Here is a 20,928-nt window from a genome sequence, read left to right on the forward strand (position 1 = left end):
CATCACCCCACCACCCCACAGGGCAGCAAGACGACGAGGCACACAAAAATGTGCATCTAAATAAGCGATCCACCCCACAAAAGAGGCAGACCAACTGGCATTGACCTAAGCACGCTGTTGAGTTCTCAAACTTCCACCACACACCTTGGGCTCCGATTTCTCGGCGCCTTCCGGGGCAACCAGACCAACATTACTTGGTCCGAATCCCGGAGTCAAATCCTGCGATTCTCCTCCAGCGACCGCCGTCGACGAAGTCAAGCCCAGAAGGCTTGATCGTCATTGGTTGAGGTCGGCCACTCGGTCCGTCCGATCCGTTGTCCGGCTCGTCCGTTCCCCCGAGGGCTTGGTAAACATTACAGGGGTGTGTCGGCGGACGCAAATCGGCTGTGCAGCCCGGGCGTGTCGCGGTGGCCCGAGCCGGCCTGCCCAGCCGGTCTCCCTGGCCACGTGCCCCAGCCGTGTGTCTCCAGCCATGTGTCCCCGGCGCGGTCCCCGCGCCGTTCGCCCGGCCCGACACAGCGGCCCTCGCGGTGCCGCCCGGCACCCACGGGGCTCAGCGCTGGATGCGCAGTGCTCCGACGGTCTTCTTGCCGCGACGCACGATCACCATCTGCCCACCGAGCAGATCCTCCTGGCTCAGACGGGCGTCCGGCTCGGTGACCTTCACGTTGTTCACGTACGCCCCGCCCTCCTCGATCGCACGTCGCGCGGCGGAACGGCTCGCGACGACGCCGGACTCGGCCAGGGCGTCCACCACCGAGGGCCAGGTCTCCCCCACCTGCACCGTGGCGGCGTCCAGTTGGGTGGCGACGGCGGCGAGCGTGCGGGCGTCCAGGTCGCGCAGTTCACTGCGCCCGAACAGGGCCGCTGCGGCAGCCTCGGCGCCCTGCCGCTCGCCCACCCCGTGCACCAGGTCGGTGATGTCGTTGGCCAGCGCCCGCTGCGCCACGCGCAGGAACGGCTTCTCGGCCTGCTGGGCGGCGATGTCGTCGATCTCCTCGTGGGATCGCTCGCTGAACACCTTCAGGTAGGAGACGACCATCTCGTCCTCGGCGTTCAGGAAGTACTGGTGGAACGCGTAGGGCGAGGTCATCTCCGGATCGAGCCACACGGTGCCGGACTCGGTCTTGCCGAACTTCACCCCGTCCGACTTCGTCAGCAATGGGGTTGCCAAGGCGTGCACCCGAGCGCCCTCGGAGCGCCGGATCAAATCGACCCCGGCGGTGATGTTGCCCCACTGGTCCGACCCGCCGGTCTGCAGGGTCACGCCGTAGCGGCGGTACAGCTCCCGGTAGTCCAGCGACTGGAGCAGGACGTAGCTGAACTCGGTGTAGCTGATGCCCGCCTCGAGGCGGCTCTTCACCACCTCGCGGTCGAGCATGCGGTTCACCGAGAAGTGCTTCCCCACGTCGCGCAGGAAGTCGAGCGCCGAGATGCCGGACGTCCAGTCCAGGTTGTTCACGAGGGTTCCGGCGTGGGGGCCGTCCAGATCGATGAGGCGGCCGACCTGGGATCGGATGCGCTCCACCCACCCCGCCACGACGTCCACATCGTTCATCACACGCTCACCGGCCTGTTTCGGGTCGCCGATCAGCCCGGTCGAGCCCCCCACCAGCAGCACGGGGCGATGCCCCGCTCGCTGCAGCGCCCGGTGCACCATGATCTGCACCAGGTTGCCCATGTGGATCGACGGCGCGGTCGGGTCGAACCCCACGTAGGCCTTGACCGGGCCCTCATCGAAGTGGGCGCCCAGGGCGTCCAGATCGGTCGTGTGGGCGAGGAGCCCCCGCCAGGACAGGTCGTCGATCACGGCATTCACGGGGCACAAGGCTACCGCGCCGCCCCCGCCGCCCTCACCGCAGCTCGGCGAGCCGATGCGCGACCTCGTCCAGCTGCTCGGCCACCCGGACGCGGGCGGTGCCGCCCCGTCCGTCCCGGGCGTCGATCGAACCGGCCACGCTCAGCACCTCCAGCACGTCGGCACCCAGCCGTGGGTCGATGGCGGGCAGGTCGGACGCCGTCAGGTCCGTCAGCTCCATGCCCCGCTCCTCGCAGTACCGCACCGCCGCCCCCGAGATCTCGTGGGCCTGGGCGAACGGAACGCGCTGGCGCACCAACCAGTCGGCCACATCCGTGGCCAGCGAGAAGCCCGCCGGCGCGCGCTCCGCGAGACGGTCGGTGTGGAAGGTCAGCGTCGCGACCATGCCGGTCACGGCCGGCACCAGCACGCGGAGCTGGTCGAGCCCGTCGAAGATCGGCTCCTTGTCCTCCTGCAGGTCGCGGTTGTACGCCAGCGGCAGCCCCTTCAGCGTGGCCAGCAGCCCAGCGAGGTTGCCGATGAGGCGTCCGGCCTTGCCGCGGGCGAGCTCCGCCACGTCGGGGTTCTTCTTCTGCGGCATGATGCTGGAGCCGGTGGACCAGGCGTCGTCCAGCGTCACGAAACCGAACTCGACGGTGGACCACACGATCACCTCCTCGCTGATCCGCGAGAGGTCGACGCCGATCTGCGCCAGCACCCAGGCGGCCTCGGCCACGAGGTCGCGCGCGGCGGTGCCGTCGATCGAGTTGGCCACGCTGCCGTCGAAACCCAGCTCGGACGCGACGAACTCCGGATCGAGCCCCAGCGAGGTGCCGGCCAGCGCGGCGGACCCGTAGGGCGACCACGCCAGGCGCCGATCCAGGTCGGCGATGCGCTCGAGATCGCGCAGCAACGGCCAGGCGTGGGCCAGCAGGTGGTGGGACAACAGCACGGGCTGGGCTGACTGCATGTGCGTGCGGCCGGGCATGGGCGCCCCGAGGTGCTGCGTCGCCTGCGCGTGCAACGCCCCCACCAGCTCGCCCACGTCGGACGCCACGCCGGCCAGCTCCTCGCGCAGGTAGCTGCGGATGAGCGTCGCGATCTGGTCGTTGCGCGACCGGCCGGCGCGCAGGCGTCCGCCCAGCTCGGGGCCGACCCGCTCCATCAGGCCGCGCTCCAACGCGCCGTGGACGTCCTCGTCGGTGGGGGCCGCCGTGAACGCGCCGGAGGCCACGTCGGCGTCCAGCTCATCGAGCCCGGCGAGCATCCCGGCCAGCTCGTCGTCGGTCAGCAGCTCGGCGCGGTGCAGCGCCTTGGCGTGCGCGCGGGAGCCGGCGAGGTCGTGGCGGGCCAGCCGCCAGTCGAAGTGCGTGGACCTGCTCAGCGCGAACATCGCCTCCGCCGGGCCCCCCTCGAAGCGTCCACCCCAGAGCCGTCCGTCGCCTGCCTCGCTCACTGCCCCTCCTTGCCGCGCTCGCCCAGGGCGAGCAGGTGCTCGACCAGCGCCTCGCCCCCGGCGGGGTCGCGGCTGACGAGCAGAATCGAATCGTCGCCCGCGATCGTACCGAGCGCCGCGTCCACCCCCGCACGATCGATCGCCGAGGCGAGGAACTGCGCCGCTCCGGGCGGTGTCTTGAGCACCACGAGGTTGGCGGACGCCTCGGCCGTCAGCAGCAACTCCCCCAGCAACCGGCCCAACCGGTTCTCGGCGCGGCCCGCGTCGGCCGGCTCGGTGGCGCGCAGCACGTAGGCCAGGTCACCGCTCGGCGTGCGCACGCGCAGGGCACCGATGTCGGCCAGATCCCGGCTCAGCGTGCCCTGGGACACCCCGAACCCCTCGGCGCCCAGCCGCTCGGCCAGCTCGGTCTGGGACCGGATGGTGGCGTGCGTCAACAGCTCCACGATGCGCCCCTGCCGGGCCGCCTTCGAGGTGGGCACGGCGCGTTCGCTCACGCGGACGCCCCCAGCCACCCGGGCAGCGCGGCCACGAACGGCTCGAGCTGCTCGCGGGTCACGATGAGCGGCGGCGCGAGCCGCAGCACGTCGGGGCGCGGCGCATTGATGAGGAAGCCGTCCGCCAGCGCCTTGGCGTGCACGTCCTTGGCGACCGGTGCGGTCAGCACGACGCCGCGCAGCAGCCCGCGGCCCCGCACGTGGGAGATCTGCGGCAGCCCGAGCCCCTCGATGGCGGCGGCGAGCCAGTCGCCGGTGGCGGTGACGTGGGCGAGCAGGTCGTCCTCCTCGATGACCGCGATCACCTCCAGCGCCGCCCGGCACGCGAGCGGGTTGCCGCCGAACGTGCTGCCGTGGTGGCCGGCCTGCAGCAGGTCGCCGGCCGCCCCGAGCCCGACGCAGGCCCCGATCGGGACGCCCCCGCCCAACCCCTTCGCCAGGGTGACGAGGTCGGGCACGACCCCGTCATGCTCGGCGGCCAGCCAGGTGCCGGTCCGACCCACACCGGTCTGCACCTCGTCCAGCCACAGCAGGGCCCCGTGGGCCGTGCACAGCTCGCGGGCCCGGGCCAGCCACCCGTCCGGGGGCACGACGACGCCGCTCTCGCCCTGGATGGGCTCGACGACGACCGCCGCGACCGTGTCGTCCATCACCGCGGCGAGGGCGTCCGCGTCGCCGTAGGGCACCCACGTCACGTCCGGCACCAACGGCGCGAAGGGCGCCCGGTAGGCCTCGGTCGCCGTCAGCGACAGCGCCCCCATGGTGCGGCCGTGGAAGGACCCCTCCATGGCGATCACCTTCGTGCGGCCGGTGCGGCGGGTCGCCTTGAACGCTGCCTCATTGGCCTCGGTGCCCGAGTTGGTGAAGAACACGCGTGCGCCCAGGCCGGAATCCCCGGCCACGAGGGCGTCCAGCTTCTCGGCGAGATCGACCTGCACCCGGCTCGTGAACAGGTTCGAGACGTGCACCAGCGTCGCGGCCTGGTCCGCGATCGCGGCCACCAACCGCGGGTGGGCGTGGCCGAGCGCGTTCACGGCGATGCCGCCGAGCAGGTCGAGGTAACGGCGCCCCTCGGCGTCCCAGACGTAGGGGCCCTCGCCGCGCACCAGGGCGCGCGCCGGCGTCCCGAACGTGGTCATCAGAGCGTCGCCGTAGCGGGCCAGCAGGTCCGCGGACGCCGCGCCGCCCGGCTCGTGTGCCTGGGCCGGCGTCGCCGGATCGCTCGTGCGGCTCATGAGGGCACCACCATCGTTCCCACCCCTTCATCGGTGAAGATCTCCAACAGGATCGAGTGCGGCGCTCGGCCGTCCACCACCGTGGCCAGCGGGACGCCGCCGTCGACGGCCGCCAGGCAGGCCTCCATCTTCGGAATCATGCCGCTGCTCAGCGTCGGCAGCATCGCGCGGAGCTCGTCGGCCGTGATGGCGGCGATGATCTCGTCGGTGCTCGGCCAGTTGGCGTACAACCCTTCGACGTCGGTCAGCACGATGAGCCGCTCGGCGCCCAGGGCGGCCGCCAGCGCCGCAGCCGCCGTGTCTGCGTTGACGTTGTGGACCTCGCCGTCGGCGTCCGGGGCGACGGTGGCGACGACGGGGATGCGGCCGGCGTCGATGATGTCGGCGATCGCGGCGGTGTTGACGGCCACCACCTCGCCCACGAGGCCGAGGTCGACGTGCTCACCCTGGATCACCGCGCCGCGGCGCTGGGCGGTGAACAGGTTCGCGTCCTCACCGGACATGCCCACCGCGAGCGCGCCGTGGCTGTTCAGCAACCCGACCAGCTCGCGCCCGACCTGCCCCACGAGCACCATCCGGACGATCTCCATCGTCGCCGGCGTCGTGACCCGCAGCCCGCCCTTGAACTCCGGCGCGATCCCGACCCGCTGCAGCATCGCGTTGATCTGCGGCCCGCCGCCGTGCACCACGACGACGCGGACGCCGCAGCGCCGCAGGAAGACGACATCCTTGACGAAGGCCGCCTTGAGCTCGGGGCTCGTCATCGCGTTGCCGCCGTACTTGATGACCATCGTCGAGCCGGCGTACTTCTCCAGCCACGGCAGGGCCTCCACGAGGACGCCGGCCTTCGCGTAGGCGGCCTGCTGGGCCGCCGGCGTGCGGGTGAGGGTGGGGCTCATGAGGAGTACTCCGCGTTCTCCTTGACGTAGTCGTACGTCAGGTCGTTGGTCCAGATGGTGGCGGTCTCCGCGCCGGCGGCCAGATCGATCTCGACGGTGACGTCGCGGCCCTCGAACGGCACGAGCGAGCGGTCGTCACCCAGGGCGCCGCAGGCGAACACCGTGACGCCGTTGAACGCCACGCTCACCTGCCCAGGGTCAAACGTGGCGCTCGACGTGCCGGCGGCGGCCAGCACCCGGCCCCAGTTCGGGTCGTCGCCGAAGATGGCGCACTTGAACAGGTTGGACCGGGCCACGCAGCGGGCAACCTCGAGCGCGTCGGCCTCGGTGGCGGCGTTGACCACGCTGACCGCCACGTCGTGGTGGGCGCCCTCGGCGTCGGTGATGAGCTGGCGGGCCAGCGACGCGCACACCCCGGTGAGGGCGTCGGTGAACTCCTCGGGGCTCGGAGTCACCCCGGACGCGCCGTTGGCGAGCAGGATCACGGTGTCGTTGGTGGACATGCAGCCGTCGGCGTCGGTGCGGTCGAAGGTGAGCGCGCAGGCGCGGCGCAGGGCGGCGTCCGCGGTGGCCGCGTCGAGGGCGGCGTCGGTGGTGACGACCACCAGCATCGTGGCCAGCGCCGGGGCGAGCATGCCGGCACCTTTCGCCATGCCGCCGACGGTCCAACCGGCCTCGGAGGTGACGGCGGCCTGCTTACTGACCGTGTCGGTCGTCATGATCGCGCGGGCGGCGTCCGGGCCCCCTTCGGGTGAGAGCTGGGCGGCGGCGTCCGCGATGCCGGCGGCGACGGCGTCCATGGGCAGGCGGACGCCGATCAGCCCGGTGGAACAGACGGCCACCTGGTCGGGCGTCGTCGCGAGCGCGGACGCCGTGAGCTCGGCCATGGCGGTGGCGTCGGCCAGCCCGTCGGGGCCGGTGCAGGCGTTGGCGCCGCCGGAGTTGAGCACGACGGCGTCGGCGCGGCCGTCGGCCAGGGCGTCGATCGACCAGACGACCGGGGCGGCCTGGAAGCGGTTGGAGGTGAACACGCCGGCGGCGACGCGCTCGGGGCCGGTGTTGACGACGAGGGCCAGGTCGGGGTTGCCCGACGCCTTGATGCCGGCGGCCACCCCCGCGGCGGTGAACTGGCTGGCAGCGGTGACGCTCACGGTGCGACTCCCCACGTGGTGAGGCCCAGGGTCTCGGGGAGGCCGAGGGCGAGGTTCATGGACTGGACGGCGCCACCCGCGGTGCCCTTGGTGAGGTTGTCGAGCACGGCGACGGCGACGAGGCGGTGCGCGGCGGCGTCGACGCTCACCTGCACCTGGACGTGGTTGCTGCCCAGCACCGACTGCGTCATCGGCCACTGCCCGGGGGGCAGGACGTGCACGAACGGCTCGTCGGCGTAGAAGTCGGCGTAGGCGCGGTGCGCGTCCGCGGCCTGGAGTGGCGTGGCCAGGGGGGCGGTGACCGTCGCCAGGATGCCGCGCGACATCGGCACGAGCACGGGGGTGAACGAGACGGTCGGGTTCGCCGCGCCGAGCAGGCGGAAGTTCTGCAGCATCTCGGGCACGTGGCGGTGGACGCCCCCGACGCCATACGCGGACGCCGAGCCCATCAGCTCGGCACCAAGCAGGTGCGGCTTGAGGGACTTGCCGGCGCCCGAGGGACCCGTGGGGGCGACGACGACCGTGTCGTGGGCATCGGTCAGGCCGGCGGCGATGGCCGGGGCGAGCGCGAGTGTGACCGTGGTCGGGAAGCAGCCGGGCACGGCGATGCGCTTCGTCGCGGCGAGCACCTCGCGCTGGCCGGGAAGCTCGGGCAGGCCGTAGGGCCAGGTGCCGGCGTGGGGCGTGCCGTAGAACCGCTCCCAGTCCTCGGCCGAGCGGAGGCGGAAGTCCGCGCCGGCGTCGATGACGAGGGTGTCCTCGCCGAGCTGGGCCGCGACCTCGCCGGACGCGCCGTGCGGCAGCGCGAGGAAGACGACGTCGTGACCCGCGAGGTTTTCGACGGTGGTGTCCGCGACCACGCGGTCGGCCAGGGCCGACAGGTGGGGCTGGTGCTGGCCGAGCGGCGACCCGGCGGACGCCTTGGCCGTCAGGGCGCCGATCTCGATGTCGTCCCGCACACTCAGGAGCCGGAGGATCTCGCCCCCGGCATATCCCGTGCAACCGGCGACGGCGATGCGCGTCTTCATGTCACATATCATGCAGTGTCATACATGGTTATGCAAGCACGGGGTGGCCACGGCTCAGGGGCGGGGGTCCTCCGCCAGCTCCTGGGGCTGGGTTTCGGGCGCCACGGGGGCGCCGGAGAGGTAGGCGGCCCGGGCCAGGATGTTTGTCGCCACCGAGGAGACGACCAGCAGGGCCGCAACGGTGACCACCGTCTTGAGGCCATCGGTGACGGTCGCGGTGCCGAGGGCCACGCGGTGCACGAACGCGGCCACCACGATGAGCGGCAGCCCCATCCCCGTGGCCGGGGACATGACGTTGATCCGCGCGAAGGCATCGCGCTGCCGCAGCATGGCGATGGCGCTGACGAGCACGAACAGCGCTCCGGCCACGACCATGACGCCCGAGAGCACCTCGAGCACGACGAACGCGGTGCCGGTCATCGACGCCCCCTGGTGATGATGCGGGCCAGCGCGATGGTGGCCAGGATGCCGAGCAACGCGGCCAGCATGGCGGCGTCCACGACGGCGGCCGACTGGGTCTGCATGCCGAGCAGCACCAGCAACCCGATGGCGCTGAAGAACACCAGATCGCCCACCACGGCGCGGCTGGCGGCGTCCGTGGCCGTGCCGATGCGCACCAGGCCGAGCACGATGGAGACGGCCAGGATGCCCGTGGCGATCCACACTCCGACGATCATGCGGCCTGCACCTCCCCCGCCCGGCGGCCGCGCGTGGCGCGCAGCAGGCGGGTCTCCATCTCATCCAGGCCGGCGATGATGTCGGCGCGGCTGCGGGCGTACAGGCTGTGGACGTAGAGCACGGGCGGCTCACCGTCGCGGGCGGACGCGGTGCCGAGCACGATCGTGCCCGGGGTGATGGTGATCGAGGACGCCATGACGGTCACCTCCAGATCGGTGCGGCAACGCAGCGGGTACTCCACGATGGCCGGGGTCGAACCCACCCCCGGGGTGAGGGTGTCCCGGGCCACGTCGAACGAGCCCTTCACGACCTCGACGGCGATCCAGACCAGGTAGCCGAGCGCATACAGCACCCTCATCGCAGCACCGCCTCGGCGTAGGCAGTGGCGTCGGCGAGCGCCACGCCGGCGTCCGCCGCCACGGGGTAGAAGACCCCGGCGAAGACGAACAGGGCGACCGAGACCGCGATGAGCGCCAGCCCGGGCGCGGCGAGACCCAGCGGGACGCGGACGCCGTCGGGCAGCGCCGTGCGCGGGGCGCGTCCGAACTCGGGGTCATCGGGTGAATAGCTGTCCATCGGCGCCCCCCAGAACACCTCGCGCCACAAGCGGGTCAGCGCCATCAGCGACGCGATCGAGGCGAGGATGACGGCCCCGATGAGCGCGGCGGCCACGCCGGCGTCCGCCTCGGCCGCCGCCCGCATGAGCCCCACCTTGCCCCAGAGCCCGGAGGTGGGCGGCAGCCCCACCAGGGAGAACAGGCCGAGGGCGAAACCGACGGCGACCACCCGGTCGCGCCGCATGAGGCCGCTCAGCCGGTCGTAGCGGCCGCTGCCGTAGGTCTGTTCGATGGCGCCGGTGAGGAGCAGCAGGCCGCCGACGGTGATGACGTGGTGCGCGAGGTAGAACAGGCCCGCGCCCAGCGAGGCGGCGCTGAACACGACGAGCGCGATCAAAATGTGCCCGATGCCGGAGACCATCTGGAACGCGATGGCCGACCGGAGGCGGCCCACGCCGGCGGTGCTGACCGCGCCCACCAGCATGGTCGCGATCACGACGGCCAACAGCACCCCCACCCAGGGCACCACCTCGCCGTACGTCGTCGCGACGATGCGGAAGATCGCGTAGAGCGCCACCTTGGTGTGCAGCCCGGAGAACAGCGCCATGATGCCGGCGGAGGTGGCGGGGTAGGCACTGGGCAGCCAGCCGTGCACGGGAAAGACGCCGGCCTTCACGGCGAGCGCGAGCAGCACCATGCCGATGGCCAGGCCCAGCCGGGGATCCTGGGCCGCGGGACCCTGCAGCACGGCGAGGTTGACCGTGCCGGCCACCGCGTAGACGAAGCCGACACCGAGGAGCAGGAACGTGCTGGTGAGCAGGTTGACCAAGATGTAGACGCGACCGACGCCGAGGCGGCGCCACGTGCCGGTGACGGCCAGCAGGACGTAGCTGGGCAGCAGCATCACTTCGACGAAGACGAAGAGGTTGAACAGGTCGCCGGTGAGAAGCGCCCCGTTCACGCCCGCGATGAGCATGACCACCAGCGGCGGGACGAAGCGGTAACGGTCCTCGCCCGTCAGCGTCAAGTACCAGGCGGCCGCCGCGGCCATCAGGCCGGTGAGCACCAGCATGAGCGCGGACGCGGCGTCCGACACGAACGGGATCGCGACTCCGGGGACGAAGGCGCCCACATTGTGGGCCACCACCGGCTCGGCTGCATGGTGGACAAACAGGGCGCCCGCGGCCACGGCGGAGACCAGCGGCGTGCCGACCATCGCCACGCGGTCGACGAGGCGGTGACGGACCACGACGAGCAGGCCGGACACGAGCAGCGGCACGGCGACGAAGAGGGGCAGCAGCGCAGGGTTCATCAGACGTGGGTCTCCCCCGTGGCCGGCGTCTTGTGGGTGTCGTCGTTGTGGCCGAGGACGGCGAACGTGAGCATGACGACGGTGACGGCCAGCGTGATGACGATGGCGGTCAACACGAACGCCATGGGCAACGGGTCGCCCATGAGGGCCGGGTCGGTGGTGTCGCTGAGCGGCTCGGAGCGCCACGCGGGCACACCGGCGGCGAGCAGCACGAAGTTGGCGGCGTGGCTGAGCACGGCGATGCCGAAGACCGAACGCACCATGCTGCGCGAGAGCAGGAGGTAGGTGCCTCCGGCGACGAGGACTCCGACGGTGACGGCGAGGATCATCGGCCCAGCTCCTTCGGCGGCGTGCCCTCGGCGAGGAAGCGCGAGCGGACGCCGACGCGTCCGGCTGCGGCGGGCTCGCCCCGCACCGTGTCGAGCGGGCCGGGCAGCTCGCCCTCGACGGCCTCGTCTGCGCGCTCACGGGTGCTCTCGCCGCCGTCGCGGGTGAGGCTGTCACCGCTGGTGCCCAGCAGGTTGAACGCGAGCATCACCAGGCCGATGACGGCGAGGTAGACGCCGACGTCGAACAGCATCGAGGTCACCAGATGGACGCCGCCCAGGTAGCCGTGGATCGGTTCGAGGAACGAGGACGCGAAGGCCAGGCCGAACAGGCCGGTGACGACCGCGATCACCACGCCCCAGCCGATGAGCCGGATGGGCAGGCGCGGCGGGCCGATCTGGCGGTCGCGCGACGTCGAGAGGTAGATCAGGCCGACGACCGCGGAGCCGACCAGCGCGGCGATGAAGCCACCACCGGGCGCGTTGTGGCCGCGCCAGAAGATGAGCGCGGAGAGCACGACCAGCACCGGCACCATGAAGCGCAGCACCAGCTGCATGGGCAGGACGTTCGACCAGGCGTCCGTGATCGCGCGGTGGGCGGGGGTGCCCTCCGGGCGCAGGGCCAGCTCGGGCGGGGGCACGTGGGTGCGGTCCTCCTCCGGGCTCGGATCGAGCTGACGGTGCCGCACGGACGACACGAGGGCGAGAATCGCGATGCCCGCCATGCCGAGTACGGTGAGCTCACCCAGGGTGTCGAGCGCGCGGAACTCGACGAGGATGACGTTCACGATGTTCTGGGCGCTGGTGACGTCGGTGGCGTTGCCGGCGTAGTAGTCGGCGACGTCGGAGCGGGGCCGGCGAGCCGCGAGGAACCAGGTCGCCCCGCCGGCGGCCAGGCCCATGCCCACGGCGATGGCGCTGGCCTTGGCGACGCGCGGCGTCGTCTTGAAGTTGAAGTGGGTCGGCAGCTTCTGCAGCACCAGCATGATGACGATGACCGTGAGCGATTCCACGAGCAGCTGGGTGAGGGCGACGTCGGGGGCGCCAAGGGCCAGGATCTGGACAGTGGAGATGATGCCGATCGCCGAGAGGCACAAGGTGGCGGCGAGGCGCGAGGTGGTGAGGCACAGGCAGACGACGGACGCGGCGATGAGCAGGCAGACCACGACGTCGACGGGTTGGGTGAGCGCCACGGGGCCGACCGCGAAGGCGGGCGTCCCTGGGGCGACGAGCACGAGGCCGGGCAGCACCACGGCGAGGTACGCGCCGAACAGGACGGCGAGGTGCCGGTCGGGGTGGTCGGAGACGAAGACGCGCACCCACGGCCGGGCGGCGGCCCGCAGGCCGTCGTGCAGCGCTCCGATGACGGCTGCACCGTCGACGGGGAAGCGGTGGGCCTCCAGCACCGGCCACAGGGCGGCGCGGCGGGCGATGACGACCCCGCCGAGCGCGAACACCACGAGGGTGGCGATGAGCTCGGGCGTGATGCCGTGCCACAGGGTGAAGTGGGCGTGGGGATCGCTCAGTGGCAGGGCGGCGCGCGTGGCGAGGTCGACCGGGGCGTCCAGCAGGAAGGCGGCCAGGCCCAGGGGTACCCCGGTGAGGATCGGGACGGCCGCCGCGCCGAGCATCACGCCCTCATGGGGGTGCAGCTCGTGGTCGGAGTCCCGATCGGCGCCGCGGCCGTCCACGAACCCGCCGAACAGGATCTTGGTGCAGTAGGCGAAGGTCAGCACGGACGCGCCCGCGGCGAGCACGAGGGCGAGCCAACCGGTCCAGGCCGCGCCGGGGGCGTCCAGCAGCGCCGCGAAGAGCGACTCCTTGGAGATGAAGCCGAGCAGCGGGGGCAGCCCGGCCATGGACGCGGCCCCCACGGCGGTGACCGTGAAGCTGAGCGGCATGCGCCGCCACAGCACCGGCAGGCGGCGGAGGTCGCGGGTACCGGTGGAGTGGTCGACGACGCCGACCATCATGAACAGGCCCGACTTGAACAGGGCGTGCGCGATGGTGTGGATGACGGCCGCGGCCAGGGCGGCTTCCGTGCCGACGCCGATCGTGGCGACGATGAGGCCGAGCTGGCTCACCGTCGAGTAGGCCATCAGCTTCTTCAGGTCCGTCTGCGTGAGGGCGAACCAGGCCCCCAGCGCGGCGGTGAACAGGCCAGCCGAGATCAGGGCCGCATTCCAGACCGGGGCCGCGTGGAACGCCGGGCTGAACCGCATGAGCAGGAAGATGCCCGCCTTCACGACGGCCGCAGCGTGCAGGTAGGCGCTCACGGGCGTGATGGCGGCCATCGCGTCCGGGAGCCACACGTGGAAGGGGAACTGCGCGCTCTTGGTGAACCCGGCGAGCAGCACGAGGGTGGCGACGACGGCGGTGAAGGTGCCATCGGTGGTCCACACGTCGGACGCCAACGCCGCGGTGAGGTTGGTCGTCCCGGTGCGCACGACGATGAGGGCGACGCCGGCCAGCAGGGCGAGGCCGCCCATGAACGTGAGCAGCAGCGTCCGCATGGACGCCGCCTCACCGGCGTTGCCGGAACGAGCGATGAGGAAGAACGACGCCAGGCTGGTGAGCTCCCAGCAGATGAACAGCACCACCAGGTCGTCGGCCATCACCAGGCCGACCATGGCCAGGGTGAACACGGTCATGACGAGGTAGAAGCTGAGTTGCGAGCCGCGGCCGAGGTAGTCGGTGGAGTACACGAACACGACGGCGCCGATCAGCAGCGCGATCAGGCTGAACACGACGCCCAGGCCGTCCAGGCGCAGGGCGAACGCGACGCCCAGGGCCTCGACCCACGGAACCGCGAACGTCGGGGTGCCACCGGCGAAGACCTCGGCTATCGCGGGCCACAGGGTGGCGGTGGCGGCCAGGTAGAGCGCCGCCAGGGGCCAGCCCGCGGCACGGCCCAGGAACCGGTTGAGCAGCGGCGTGAGCACCACGGCGAGGGCGAGCACGCCGAGCGTCCAGACCATGCTCATGGGCGGGGGCACCTCGTTTCGGCGGATCGACGTCGTGCTAGAGGGGGCCGCGCCGTTGGCGCAGCAGCTCGCCGCAGTCTACCGGGTCTGCTCCGTCCTCCGAGCACACGCCACCCGACAGCGCTCCTCCCACCTGCCGGACGCTGGTGCTGGCCTGGGGGTGTTCAGTCCTGCCGGCTGACGTCGGTGGTGTGCACCACGAGCTCGCCGGCGGCGTCACACTCGTCGAGGTCGACCCACGCGTGGACCGCCCAGTCGTGGTTGCCCTCAGGGTCGGCGACGATCTGGCGCACCTGCCAGGTGCGGCCCTTCGCCTCGACGTCGAAGAAGCGCGGGCCGCGGGCGTCGGCGTCCGTGCCCACCCGGTCGTGTTCGGCGTAGTAGAGCTCCAGGGCCTCGTCCCAGTGGCGGCGGGTCATCACGACCTGCTGGCCGGTCTCCAGGGACGCGAGCGCGTCCAGGTCGTCGTCGGCCATCAGCTCGATGCGGCGCCACAGGGCGTTGCGGACGAGGACGCGGAAGGCGCGCTCGTTTCCGGTGACCGGGCGGGCCGGGGGTGGCGGCGCGTCCTCGGCGGGCGTTGCCTCCCCGGCCATGCCGGCGAGCTTCGTCCACTCATCGAGCAGTGAGGAGTCGACGAGCCGGACGACCTCCCCGAGCCACGCGATCAGGTCACCGAGCTCGTCGGTGCGCGACGCCTCGGGCACGGTCTGGCGCAAGGCCCGCCACGCGTCGGAGAGGTAGCGCAGGAGCAGGCCCTCGGAGCGCTGGATCTTGTAGTGGGCCACGAACTCGCCGAACGTCATGCCGCGGGCGTACATGTCGCGGACGACGGCCTTGGGCGACAGCGGGGTCTCGGCCAACCAGGGGTGCGTCGTGGCGTAGAGGCCGTACAGCTGTTCGAGCGGCTCGGCGAGCGGGCGCGGCCACGTGACCTCGTCGAGGATCTCCTGACGCTCCTCGAACTCCACACCGTCGGCCTTCAGCTCCGCGACCACCTCGCCACGCTCGCGAAACTGCTGGGCGAGCAGGATCACCATGGGGTTCTCCAGGGTCGCCTCGACCACGCTGACCACGTCGAGGGCGTACTCCGGCGATGCCGGGTCGAGGGTCTCGATGGCGGCCAGCGCAAAGGCGCTGAGCGGCTGGTTGAGCGCGAAGTCGCGCTGCAGATCGACGCTGACGGAGTACAGGCGTCCTCCCCGGGTGGGCTCGTCGCGGCGCACGACGATCCCCGCCCGGACGAGGGAGCGGGCGAGCTGGGCGGCCCGCCGGATGAGACGACGGCGGGTGGCGGCGTCCGGGTTGACCGAGTCGATGAGCCGCACGAGCACCTCGGCGGTGTCGACGTCGCGCTGCAGGAGGTTGAGCAGCAGGGCGTGGCTGATGGACAGGCGGGGGTGGAGCTCCTCGGGGGTGGACGCGATGAGCTTGGTGAACGTCGACTCGGTGTAGTTGACGAAGTCGGGCGGCGGCTGCTTGCGGCGGACGGAGCGGAGCTTCTTCGGGTCGCCGGCGAACTTGGCGAGAATACGGGCGTTCTCCACCTCGTGCTCGGGGGCCTGCGCGACGACGTAGCCGACGGTGTCGTAGCCGGCGCGGCCCGCGCGTCCGGCGATCTGGTGGAACTCGCGGCTGCGCAGGACGCGCTGGCGGCGTCCGTCGAACTTGGTGAGGGCGCTGAACAGTACGGTGCGGATGGGGACGTTGATGCCGACGCCCAGAGTGTCGGTGCCGCAGATCACCGCGAGCAGGCCGCGCTGGGCGAGGCGCTCCACGAGGCGCCGGTAGCGGGGCAGCATGCCGGCGTGGTGCACGGCGATGCCGGAGCGGAGCAGTTTTTCCAGCGTGGTGCCGAAGCCGCCCGCGAAGCCGAACCCCTTGAGCGCCTCACCGATCTCGGCACGGCGCGCGGGGTCGGTGATGCCCTGGCTGAGCAGCGCCTGGGCTCGCTCGACGGCCGCCGCCTGGGTGCCGTGGACGACGTAGACGGGCGCCTGGTGGGTGGCGATGAGCTGCTCGATCGTCTCGTGGATGGGCTCGAGCGACCACGAGAACGACAGCGGGACCGGCCGCTCCGCCCCGCCGGTCACGGCGGTCTCGCGTCCGGTGGCGGTGGTGAGCCGCTCGGCGAGCCGGGTGACGTCGCCGAGGGTGGCCGACATGAGTAGGAACTGCGCCTGGGGCAGCTCCACGAGCGGAACGTGCCAGGCCCAGCCTCGGTCGGGGTCGGCGACGAAGTGGAACTCGTCCATGACGACCTGCCCCACGACGGCGTCCACCCCTTCGCGGAGGGCGATGTTGGCCAGAATCTCGGCGGTGCAGCACACGATGGGGGCGTCGGCGTTGACGGCGGCGTCACCGGTGACCATGCCGACGTTCTCGGCGCCGAAGGTGTCGACCAACGCGAAGAACTTCTCGCTCACCAGCGCCTTGATGGGGGCGGTGTAGTACGTCCGGACGCCGCGGGCGAAGGCCGCGAAGTGCGCCGCGGTGGCGATCAGCGTCTTGCCCGAGCCCGTGGGGGTGGTGACGATGACGTTGTTGCCGACGAGGAGTTCGAGCAGCGACTCCTCCTGGTGGGGGTACAGGGTCAGTCCCTGCGCCGTGGCCCAGGCGACGAAGCCGGTCTCCAGGTCGTCGGGGTCGGCGGAACCGTCGGGGGGCAGAAAGTCGGTGATCACCATGGCCCACCCATCCTTCCACGCGGGCGTCGGGCGGCACGACTGTCCCCGCTTCCTGTCGTCAGGCCCACCACCCCCGGTGGTTCGCTCGACTCTGTGGTGTGGCGCCCGACTCCCTGGCAGAACAAGCCCCACTACCCTGCCGGAACCGTCGCTTCCCTAGCGCCACGCTCGCCACCCTGCGCGGATCGCACCACCCCAGCGTTGCACCACCAGGGTCGTCGATTGCGGACAGGGAGGCGGGCGCTCCGGCAGGGAGGCGGGCGCAGCGGCAGGGAGGCGGCTGCGCTCCGTGAGTCGACGCGGCGTCGTGCGAGCCCACGTGGCGCACCTCAACAGCACGTGGCGCAGTGAAGCTCACGTGGAGGCCCGTGCAAGGCCCGCCACGTGAGGCCCACTGCGCCACGTGGTGACCACGTGCGCCACGTGAGTTCCCCTGCGCCACGTGGTGAGCGCGATCATGGGCGACCCCCGTGGTGGAGGAGTCCGTGTGCGCGCTCCACGCGCCAGGATGGGTCAGGCCCGCAGCTCGGCACCCCACGCGCGCGCCGCCTCGGCGACGGCGGCGGCGCGGGCCTGGGCCACCTCGGCGTCGGTCAGCGTCCGATCCGGCGCGCGGAACCGCAGCGCGAACGCGACGGACTTCTTGCCCGCCGGCACCGGATCGCCTGTGTAGACGTCGAAGAGGCGCACCGATTCCAGCAGCGTTCCGCCGCCCGCGACCAGCGCGGACTCCAGCGACGCCGCGCCGACGGACTCCTCCACCACGAGCGCCACGTCCTCCTTCACCACCGGGTGCGTCGACACCGCGGCGACCGAGCCGGGCTCGCCGGCCAGCGAGAGCAGCAGGTCGAGGTCCAACTCGAGGGCGGCCGTGCGGGCCGGGAGGTCGAAGGCCTTGATGACGCTGGGGTGCAGCTCGCCGGCGTGGCCGACGACCGTCCCGGACACGACCAGCTCGGCGCACCGCCCCGGGTGCCACGGCATGACGGACGCCGGCGCCCGCGTCAGCTCGGCGCCCACGGTCGTCGCCACGAGCTCGGCCAGGCCGAACGCCTGCCGCCAACCCGCGGGCTGCGCGGGGCCGTCCCAGCCAGCCGGAAGCCAGTCGCCTGCCACCACGGCCGCGAGATGACGCGGCTGCTCGGGCAGGGTCGCCTCGATGGCGGCCAGGTCGGACTCCGACGGGCGGCCCGACACCCCGGGCAGCGGAGTCGGCTCGTCGCCGGCCGAGAAGAACACCCGGCCCGCCTCGAACAGCGCCACGTCATCGATGCCGCGCGAGGCGTTGCGCGCGAGCGCCCCGAACAGCCCGGGCAGGATCGTCGTGCGCAGCACCGGCGCGGTGTCGGCCAGCGGGTTCGCCAGCCGGACGCCGCGGCGGCGCCGATCGTCGGCCAGCAGCCCGAGCGCGTCGGCGTCCGCCTGGCCCACCCACGGGAACGTGAGCACCTCGACGAAGCCGCTCGTGGCGACCGCCCGCGTGACGGCACGCCGCAGGTGTTGCTCGCGGGTGAGGCCGCGTCCGGCGGGCGCGGTGGGCACCACCGATGGAATACGGTCGTACCCCACCTTGATGCCGACCTCCTCGACGTAGTCGAAGGGGTCCACGAGGTCGCTGCGCCAGGTCGGCGGGGTCACGGTGAGAGACGCCCCCGGCGCCGCCTCGCCGCCGTCCGCAACCGGCTCGTCCACACCCGCCACGCGCACCCCGGAGGCGGTCAGGATCGCCACCACCTGATCGGCGCTCACCGGCATGCCGAGGATCCGCTCCGGCAGGTTCGCAGCGAGCGTCTGGGTGGGCATCGCGGGCACGGACCCGGCCACCGTCTCGGCGACGAGCTCTCCCCCGCCCAGCTCCACCAGCAGCTCGGCCACCCGTCGGGCGGCGGAGTAGGCGGCGCCGGCGTCCACGTGGCGTTCGAAGCGCTTGGACGCCTCGCTCACCAGTCGGTGCCTGCGCGAGGTTCGCGCGATGCTGATCGGATCGAAGTGGGCGGCCTCGATGACGATGCGGGTCGTCGCGTCGCGCAGCTCGGTGGTCTCCCCGCCCATGACGCCGGCCAAGCCGATCGGGCCGGTCTCGTCGGTGATCAGCAGGTCCTCGTCGTCCAGCCGACGCGTCACGCCGTCCAGCGTCACGAGCGTCTCCCCACCGCGGGCGCGCCGCACGACGAGGGGCCCGGCGAGGGCGTCCGCGTCGTAACAGTGGTTCGGTTGGCCGGTCTCGAGCATGACGTAGTTGGAGATGTCGACGCTCAGCGAGATCGAGCGCATGCCGCAGGCCGCCAGCCGCTGGCGCAGCCAGCTCGGGCTGGGTGCCGCCGGGTCGAACCCCTCGACCGTCAGCGCCACGAACAGCGGGCAGGCGTCGGACTCCAGCCGCACCGGATACCCGCCCTCGGACGCCGCCGGTGTCGGGTGGGCGATCACGTCGGTGAACGCCACCCCGAGCGACTGGGACGCCTCGCGGGCCAGGCCGCGCACCGACAGGCAGTGCCCCATGTCGGAGGTGATCGGCATGTCGAGCACCTCGTCGGCCACCCCCATGGCGTCCAGCGCCGGAGCGCCGAGCACCCACGGCTCCCCCGCCGCGTCGATGTCACCCAGCACGATGATGCCGCTGTGGTCCTCGCCCAGGCCCAACTCGTCCTCGGCGCAGATCATGCCGTCGCTGAGGTGCCCGTAGGTCCTGCGGGAGCCGATGGTGAAGCCGCCCGGTTGCGTGGGGTCCGGCAGCGTCGTGCCCGGCAGCGCCACCACCACGTGGTCACCCGGGGCGAAGTTCAGGGCACCGCAGATCACGCCGCGCGGCCAGTACCCGCCCCCCGGGGAGCCGATCCGCTCCACCGTCTCGCCGCGCAGCGGCCCCGGGGCGGCGTCGGGGGCCAGCTCGGCGCCGACGTCCACGTGGCACCACCGGATGGTCTTGCCGTTCTTCTGCGGCTCCTCGACGAAGTCGACGACCCGGCCGATGACCAGCGGCCCTGTGACGTCGCCGCCCACGGCCTCGACGCGCTCCACCTCCAGGCCGGCGCGCACCAGCGCCTCGCCCAGCTCGCGGCCCGACAGACCCGCGGGCAGCGCGGCGTACTCGGCGATCCAGCTCTTCGTGACCCTCACCGGGACTCCCCCTTCAGCGACCGGCTGAACCGGACGTCGCCCTCGACCATGTCGCGCATGTCCTCGGCGTTGTTGCGGAACATGAGCGTGCGCTCGATGCCCATGCCGAACGCGAACCCGCTGTAGACGTCGGCGTCCACGCCCGCGGCGCGCAGCACGCGGGGGTTGACGACGCCGCAGCCGCCCCACTCGATCCAGCCCTCGCTGCGGCAGGTGCGGCAGGGCGCGTCCGGATTGCCGACGGAGGCGCCGTGGCACACGAAGCACTCCAGATCCATCTCCGCGCTGGGCTCGGTGAACGGGAAGTAGTTGGGCCGGAAACGCGTTGTCACGTCGCCGAACATCGCCTGCGCCAGGTGATCGAGCGTGCCCTTCAGGTGCGCCAGCGTGATGCCCTTGTCGACCACCAGCCCCTCGATCTGGTGGAACGCCGGGACGTGCGTGGCGTCGAACTCATCGGAGCGGAACACCTTGCCCGGACACACGACGTAGACCGGCAGCTCGCGGTTGAGCAGCGCGCGGATCTGCACCGGCGAGGTGTGCGTGCGCAGCACGCGGTGCGCCGAGGCGGGCTCGACGAACAGCGTGTCGGTCTCGGCGCGGGCCGGGTGGTCGGGGTGCAGGTTGAGGGCATCGAAGTTCATCCACTCGGCCTCGACCTCGGGGCCCTCGGCGATCTCCCAGCCCATGGCGACGAACACGTCGCCCATCAGGTCCATCAGGCCGGTGATCGGGTGGATCGCCCCCTGCGGCGCCAGCGCCACCGGCAGCGTCACGTCGATGGCCTCCCGCGTGAGCGCCTCCTCCAGCTCGGCGGCCTCGATCTCCTCGGCACGCGCGGCCAGGGCGGCGTTGATCTGCCCCCGCGCGGCCCCCATGCGGCGGCCGGCGTCCTTGCGGGCGGCCGGCGGCAGGGCGCCGATCTCGCGGTTGGCCAGCGCGATCGGCGACCGGTCGCCGGTGTGCGCCAACCGCGCGGCCTTCAGCGAGGCGCTGTCGGACGCCGCCGCGAACGCCCCCAGGGCGTCCGCCACGGTCGCCGCCAGCGACTCCTCGCTCAGCGCCGACACCTGCTTCGGGTCGTACTGGTCGTTCGGGCCCGACATGGGCTCTCCTTCGTGGCTACTCAACGTGCTCTCAGGTGGCGTGCGGTTCGGCGGGTCTGCGCTTCGAGCCGCGCGGGCAGCGCCCCGCGGCGGA

At 72.1% G+C, this 20,928-nt stretch carries 16 protein-coding genes; all 16 read right to left on the bottom strand.

Annotated elements, in window-relative coordinates:
• Positions 1-553: 553 nt before the first annotated feature.
• Positions 554-1,819, bottom strand: coding sequence for a tyrosine--tRNA ligase (gene tyrS, locus IFY26_RS14205; protein ID WP_232549663.1), 1,266 nt, complete (start codon positions 1,817-1,819; stop codon positions 554-556).
• Positions 1,820-1,853: 34 nt separating this feature from the next.
• On the bottom strand, positions 1,854-3,254 hold the full coding sequence (argH, locus tag IFY26_RS14210; RefSeq protein ID WP_332836199.1) for an argininosuccinate lyase: 1,401 nt from the start codon (positions 3,252-3,254) through the stop codon (positions 1,854-1,856).
• Positions 3,251-3,751, bottom strand: coding sequence for an arginine repressor (gene argR / locus IFY26_RS14215; protein WP_232549664.1), 501 nt, complete (start codon positions 3,749-3,751; stop codon positions 3,251-3,253). The genes argH and argR overlap by 4 nt, the downstream gene beginning before the upstream one ends.
• Positions 3,748-4,986 carry an acetylornithine transaminase gene (locus IFY26_RS14220; RefSeq protein ID WP_269779566.1) on the bottom strand — a complete coding sequence of 413 codons (1,239 nt, stop codon included), beginning with the start codon at positions 4,984-4,986 and terminating at the stop codon, positions 3,748-3,750. Before IFY26_RS14220 ends, argR begins: the two co-directional genes overlap by 4 nt.
• Complete coding sequence (argB, locus tag IFY26_RS14225; RefSeq protein WP_232549665.1) at positions 4,983-5,885, bottom strand: acetylglutamate kinase; 903 nt, start codon at positions 5,883-5,885, stop codon at positions 4,983-4,985. Before argB ends, IFY26_RS14220 begins: the two co-directional genes overlap by 4 nt.
• The gene (gene argJ / locus IFY26_RS14230) at positions 5,882-7,036 is read right to left on the bottom strand and encodes a bifunctional glutamate N-acetyltransferase/amino-acid acetyltransferase ArgJ (protein ID WP_232549666.1); all 1,155 of its coding nucleotides are present in this window, start codon (positions 7,034-7,036) and stop codon (positions 5,882-5,884) included. Before argJ ends, argB begins: the two co-directional genes overlap by 4 nt.
• Positions 7,033-8,064: an N-acetyl-gamma-glutamyl-phosphate reductase gene (argC, locus tag IFY26_RS14235; protein WP_232549667.1), complete on the bottom strand. Its 1,032-nt coding sequence runs from the start codon at positions 8,062-8,064 to the stop codon at positions 7,033-7,035. Before argC ends, argJ begins: the two co-directional genes overlap by 4 nt.
• Before the next feature lie 54 nt (positions 8,065-8,118).
• Complete coding sequence (locus IFY26_RS14240) at positions 8,119-8,484, bottom strand: cation:proton antiporter (protein WP_232549668.1); 366 nt, start codon at positions 8,482-8,484, stop codon at positions 8,119-8,121.
• A complete protein-coding gene (locus IFY26_RS14245; RefSeq protein ID WP_232549669.1) occupies positions 8,481-8,741 on the bottom strand; it encodes an MrpF/PhaF family protein in 261 nt (86 codons plus the stop codon). Before IFY26_RS14245 ends, IFY26_RS14240 begins: the two co-directional genes overlap by 4 nt.
• Positions 8,738-9,100: a Na+/H+ antiporter subunit E gene (locus tag IFY26_RS14250; RefSeq protein ID WP_232549670.1), complete on the bottom strand. Its 363-nt coding sequence runs from the start codon at positions 9,098-9,100 to the stop codon at positions 8,738-8,740. The genes IFY26_RS14245 and IFY26_RS14250 overlap by 4 nt, the downstream gene beginning before the upstream one ends.
• Complete coding sequence (locus tag IFY26_RS14255; RefSeq protein WP_232549671.1) at positions 9,097-10,611, bottom strand: proton-conducting transporter transmembrane domain-containing protein; 1,515 nt, start codon at positions 10,609-10,611, stop codon at positions 9,097-9,099. The genes IFY26_RS14250 and IFY26_RS14255 overlap by 4 nt, the downstream gene beginning before the upstream one ends.
• Positions 10,611-10,940 (bottom strand): sodium:proton antiporter, encoded by a 330-nt coding sequence (locus tag IFY26_RS14260; protein WP_232549672.1) that lies wholly within the window; start codon positions 10,938-10,940, stop codon positions 10,611-10,613. Before IFY26_RS14260 ends, IFY26_RS14255 begins: the two co-directional genes overlap by 1 nt.
• The gene (locus IFY26_RS14265) at positions 10,937-13,921 is read right to left on the bottom strand and encodes a DUF4040 family protein (RefSeq protein WP_232549673.1); all 2,985 of its coding nucleotides are present in this window, start codon (positions 13,919-13,921) and stop codon (positions 10,937-10,939) included. The genes IFY26_RS14260 and IFY26_RS14265 overlap by 4 nt, the downstream gene beginning before the upstream one ends.
• Positions 13,922-14,085: 164 nt before the next feature.
• Positions 14,086-16,608, bottom strand: a complete 2,523-nt coding sequence (locus tag IFY26_RS14270) for a DEAD/DEAH box helicase (protein ID WP_232549674.1) — start codon at positions 16,606-16,608, stop codon at positions 14,086-14,088.
• A gap of 513 nt (positions 16,609-17,121) precedes the next feature.
• A complete protein-coding gene (pheT, locus tag IFY26_RS14275; RefSeq protein ID WP_232549675.1) occupies positions 17,122-19,728 on the bottom strand; it encodes a phenylalanine--tRNA ligase subunit beta in 2,607 nt (868 codons plus the stop codon).
• Positions 19,725-20,834, bottom strand: a complete 1,110-nt coding sequence (gene pheS, locus IFY26_RS14280; RefSeq protein ID WP_232549676.1) for a phenylalanine--tRNA ligase subunit alpha — start codon at positions 20,832-20,834, stop codon at positions 19,725-19,727. Before pheS ends, pheT begins: the two co-directional genes overlap by 4 nt.
• Between the last annotated feature and the right edge of the window lie 94 nt (positions 20,835-20,928).

The organism is Propioniciclava soli, from assembly GCF_014858005.1.
In the GTDB taxonomy this organism is placed as follows: Bacteria; Actinomycetota; Actinomycetes; order Propionibacteriales; family Propionibacteriaceae; genus Propioniciclava; species Propioniciclava soli.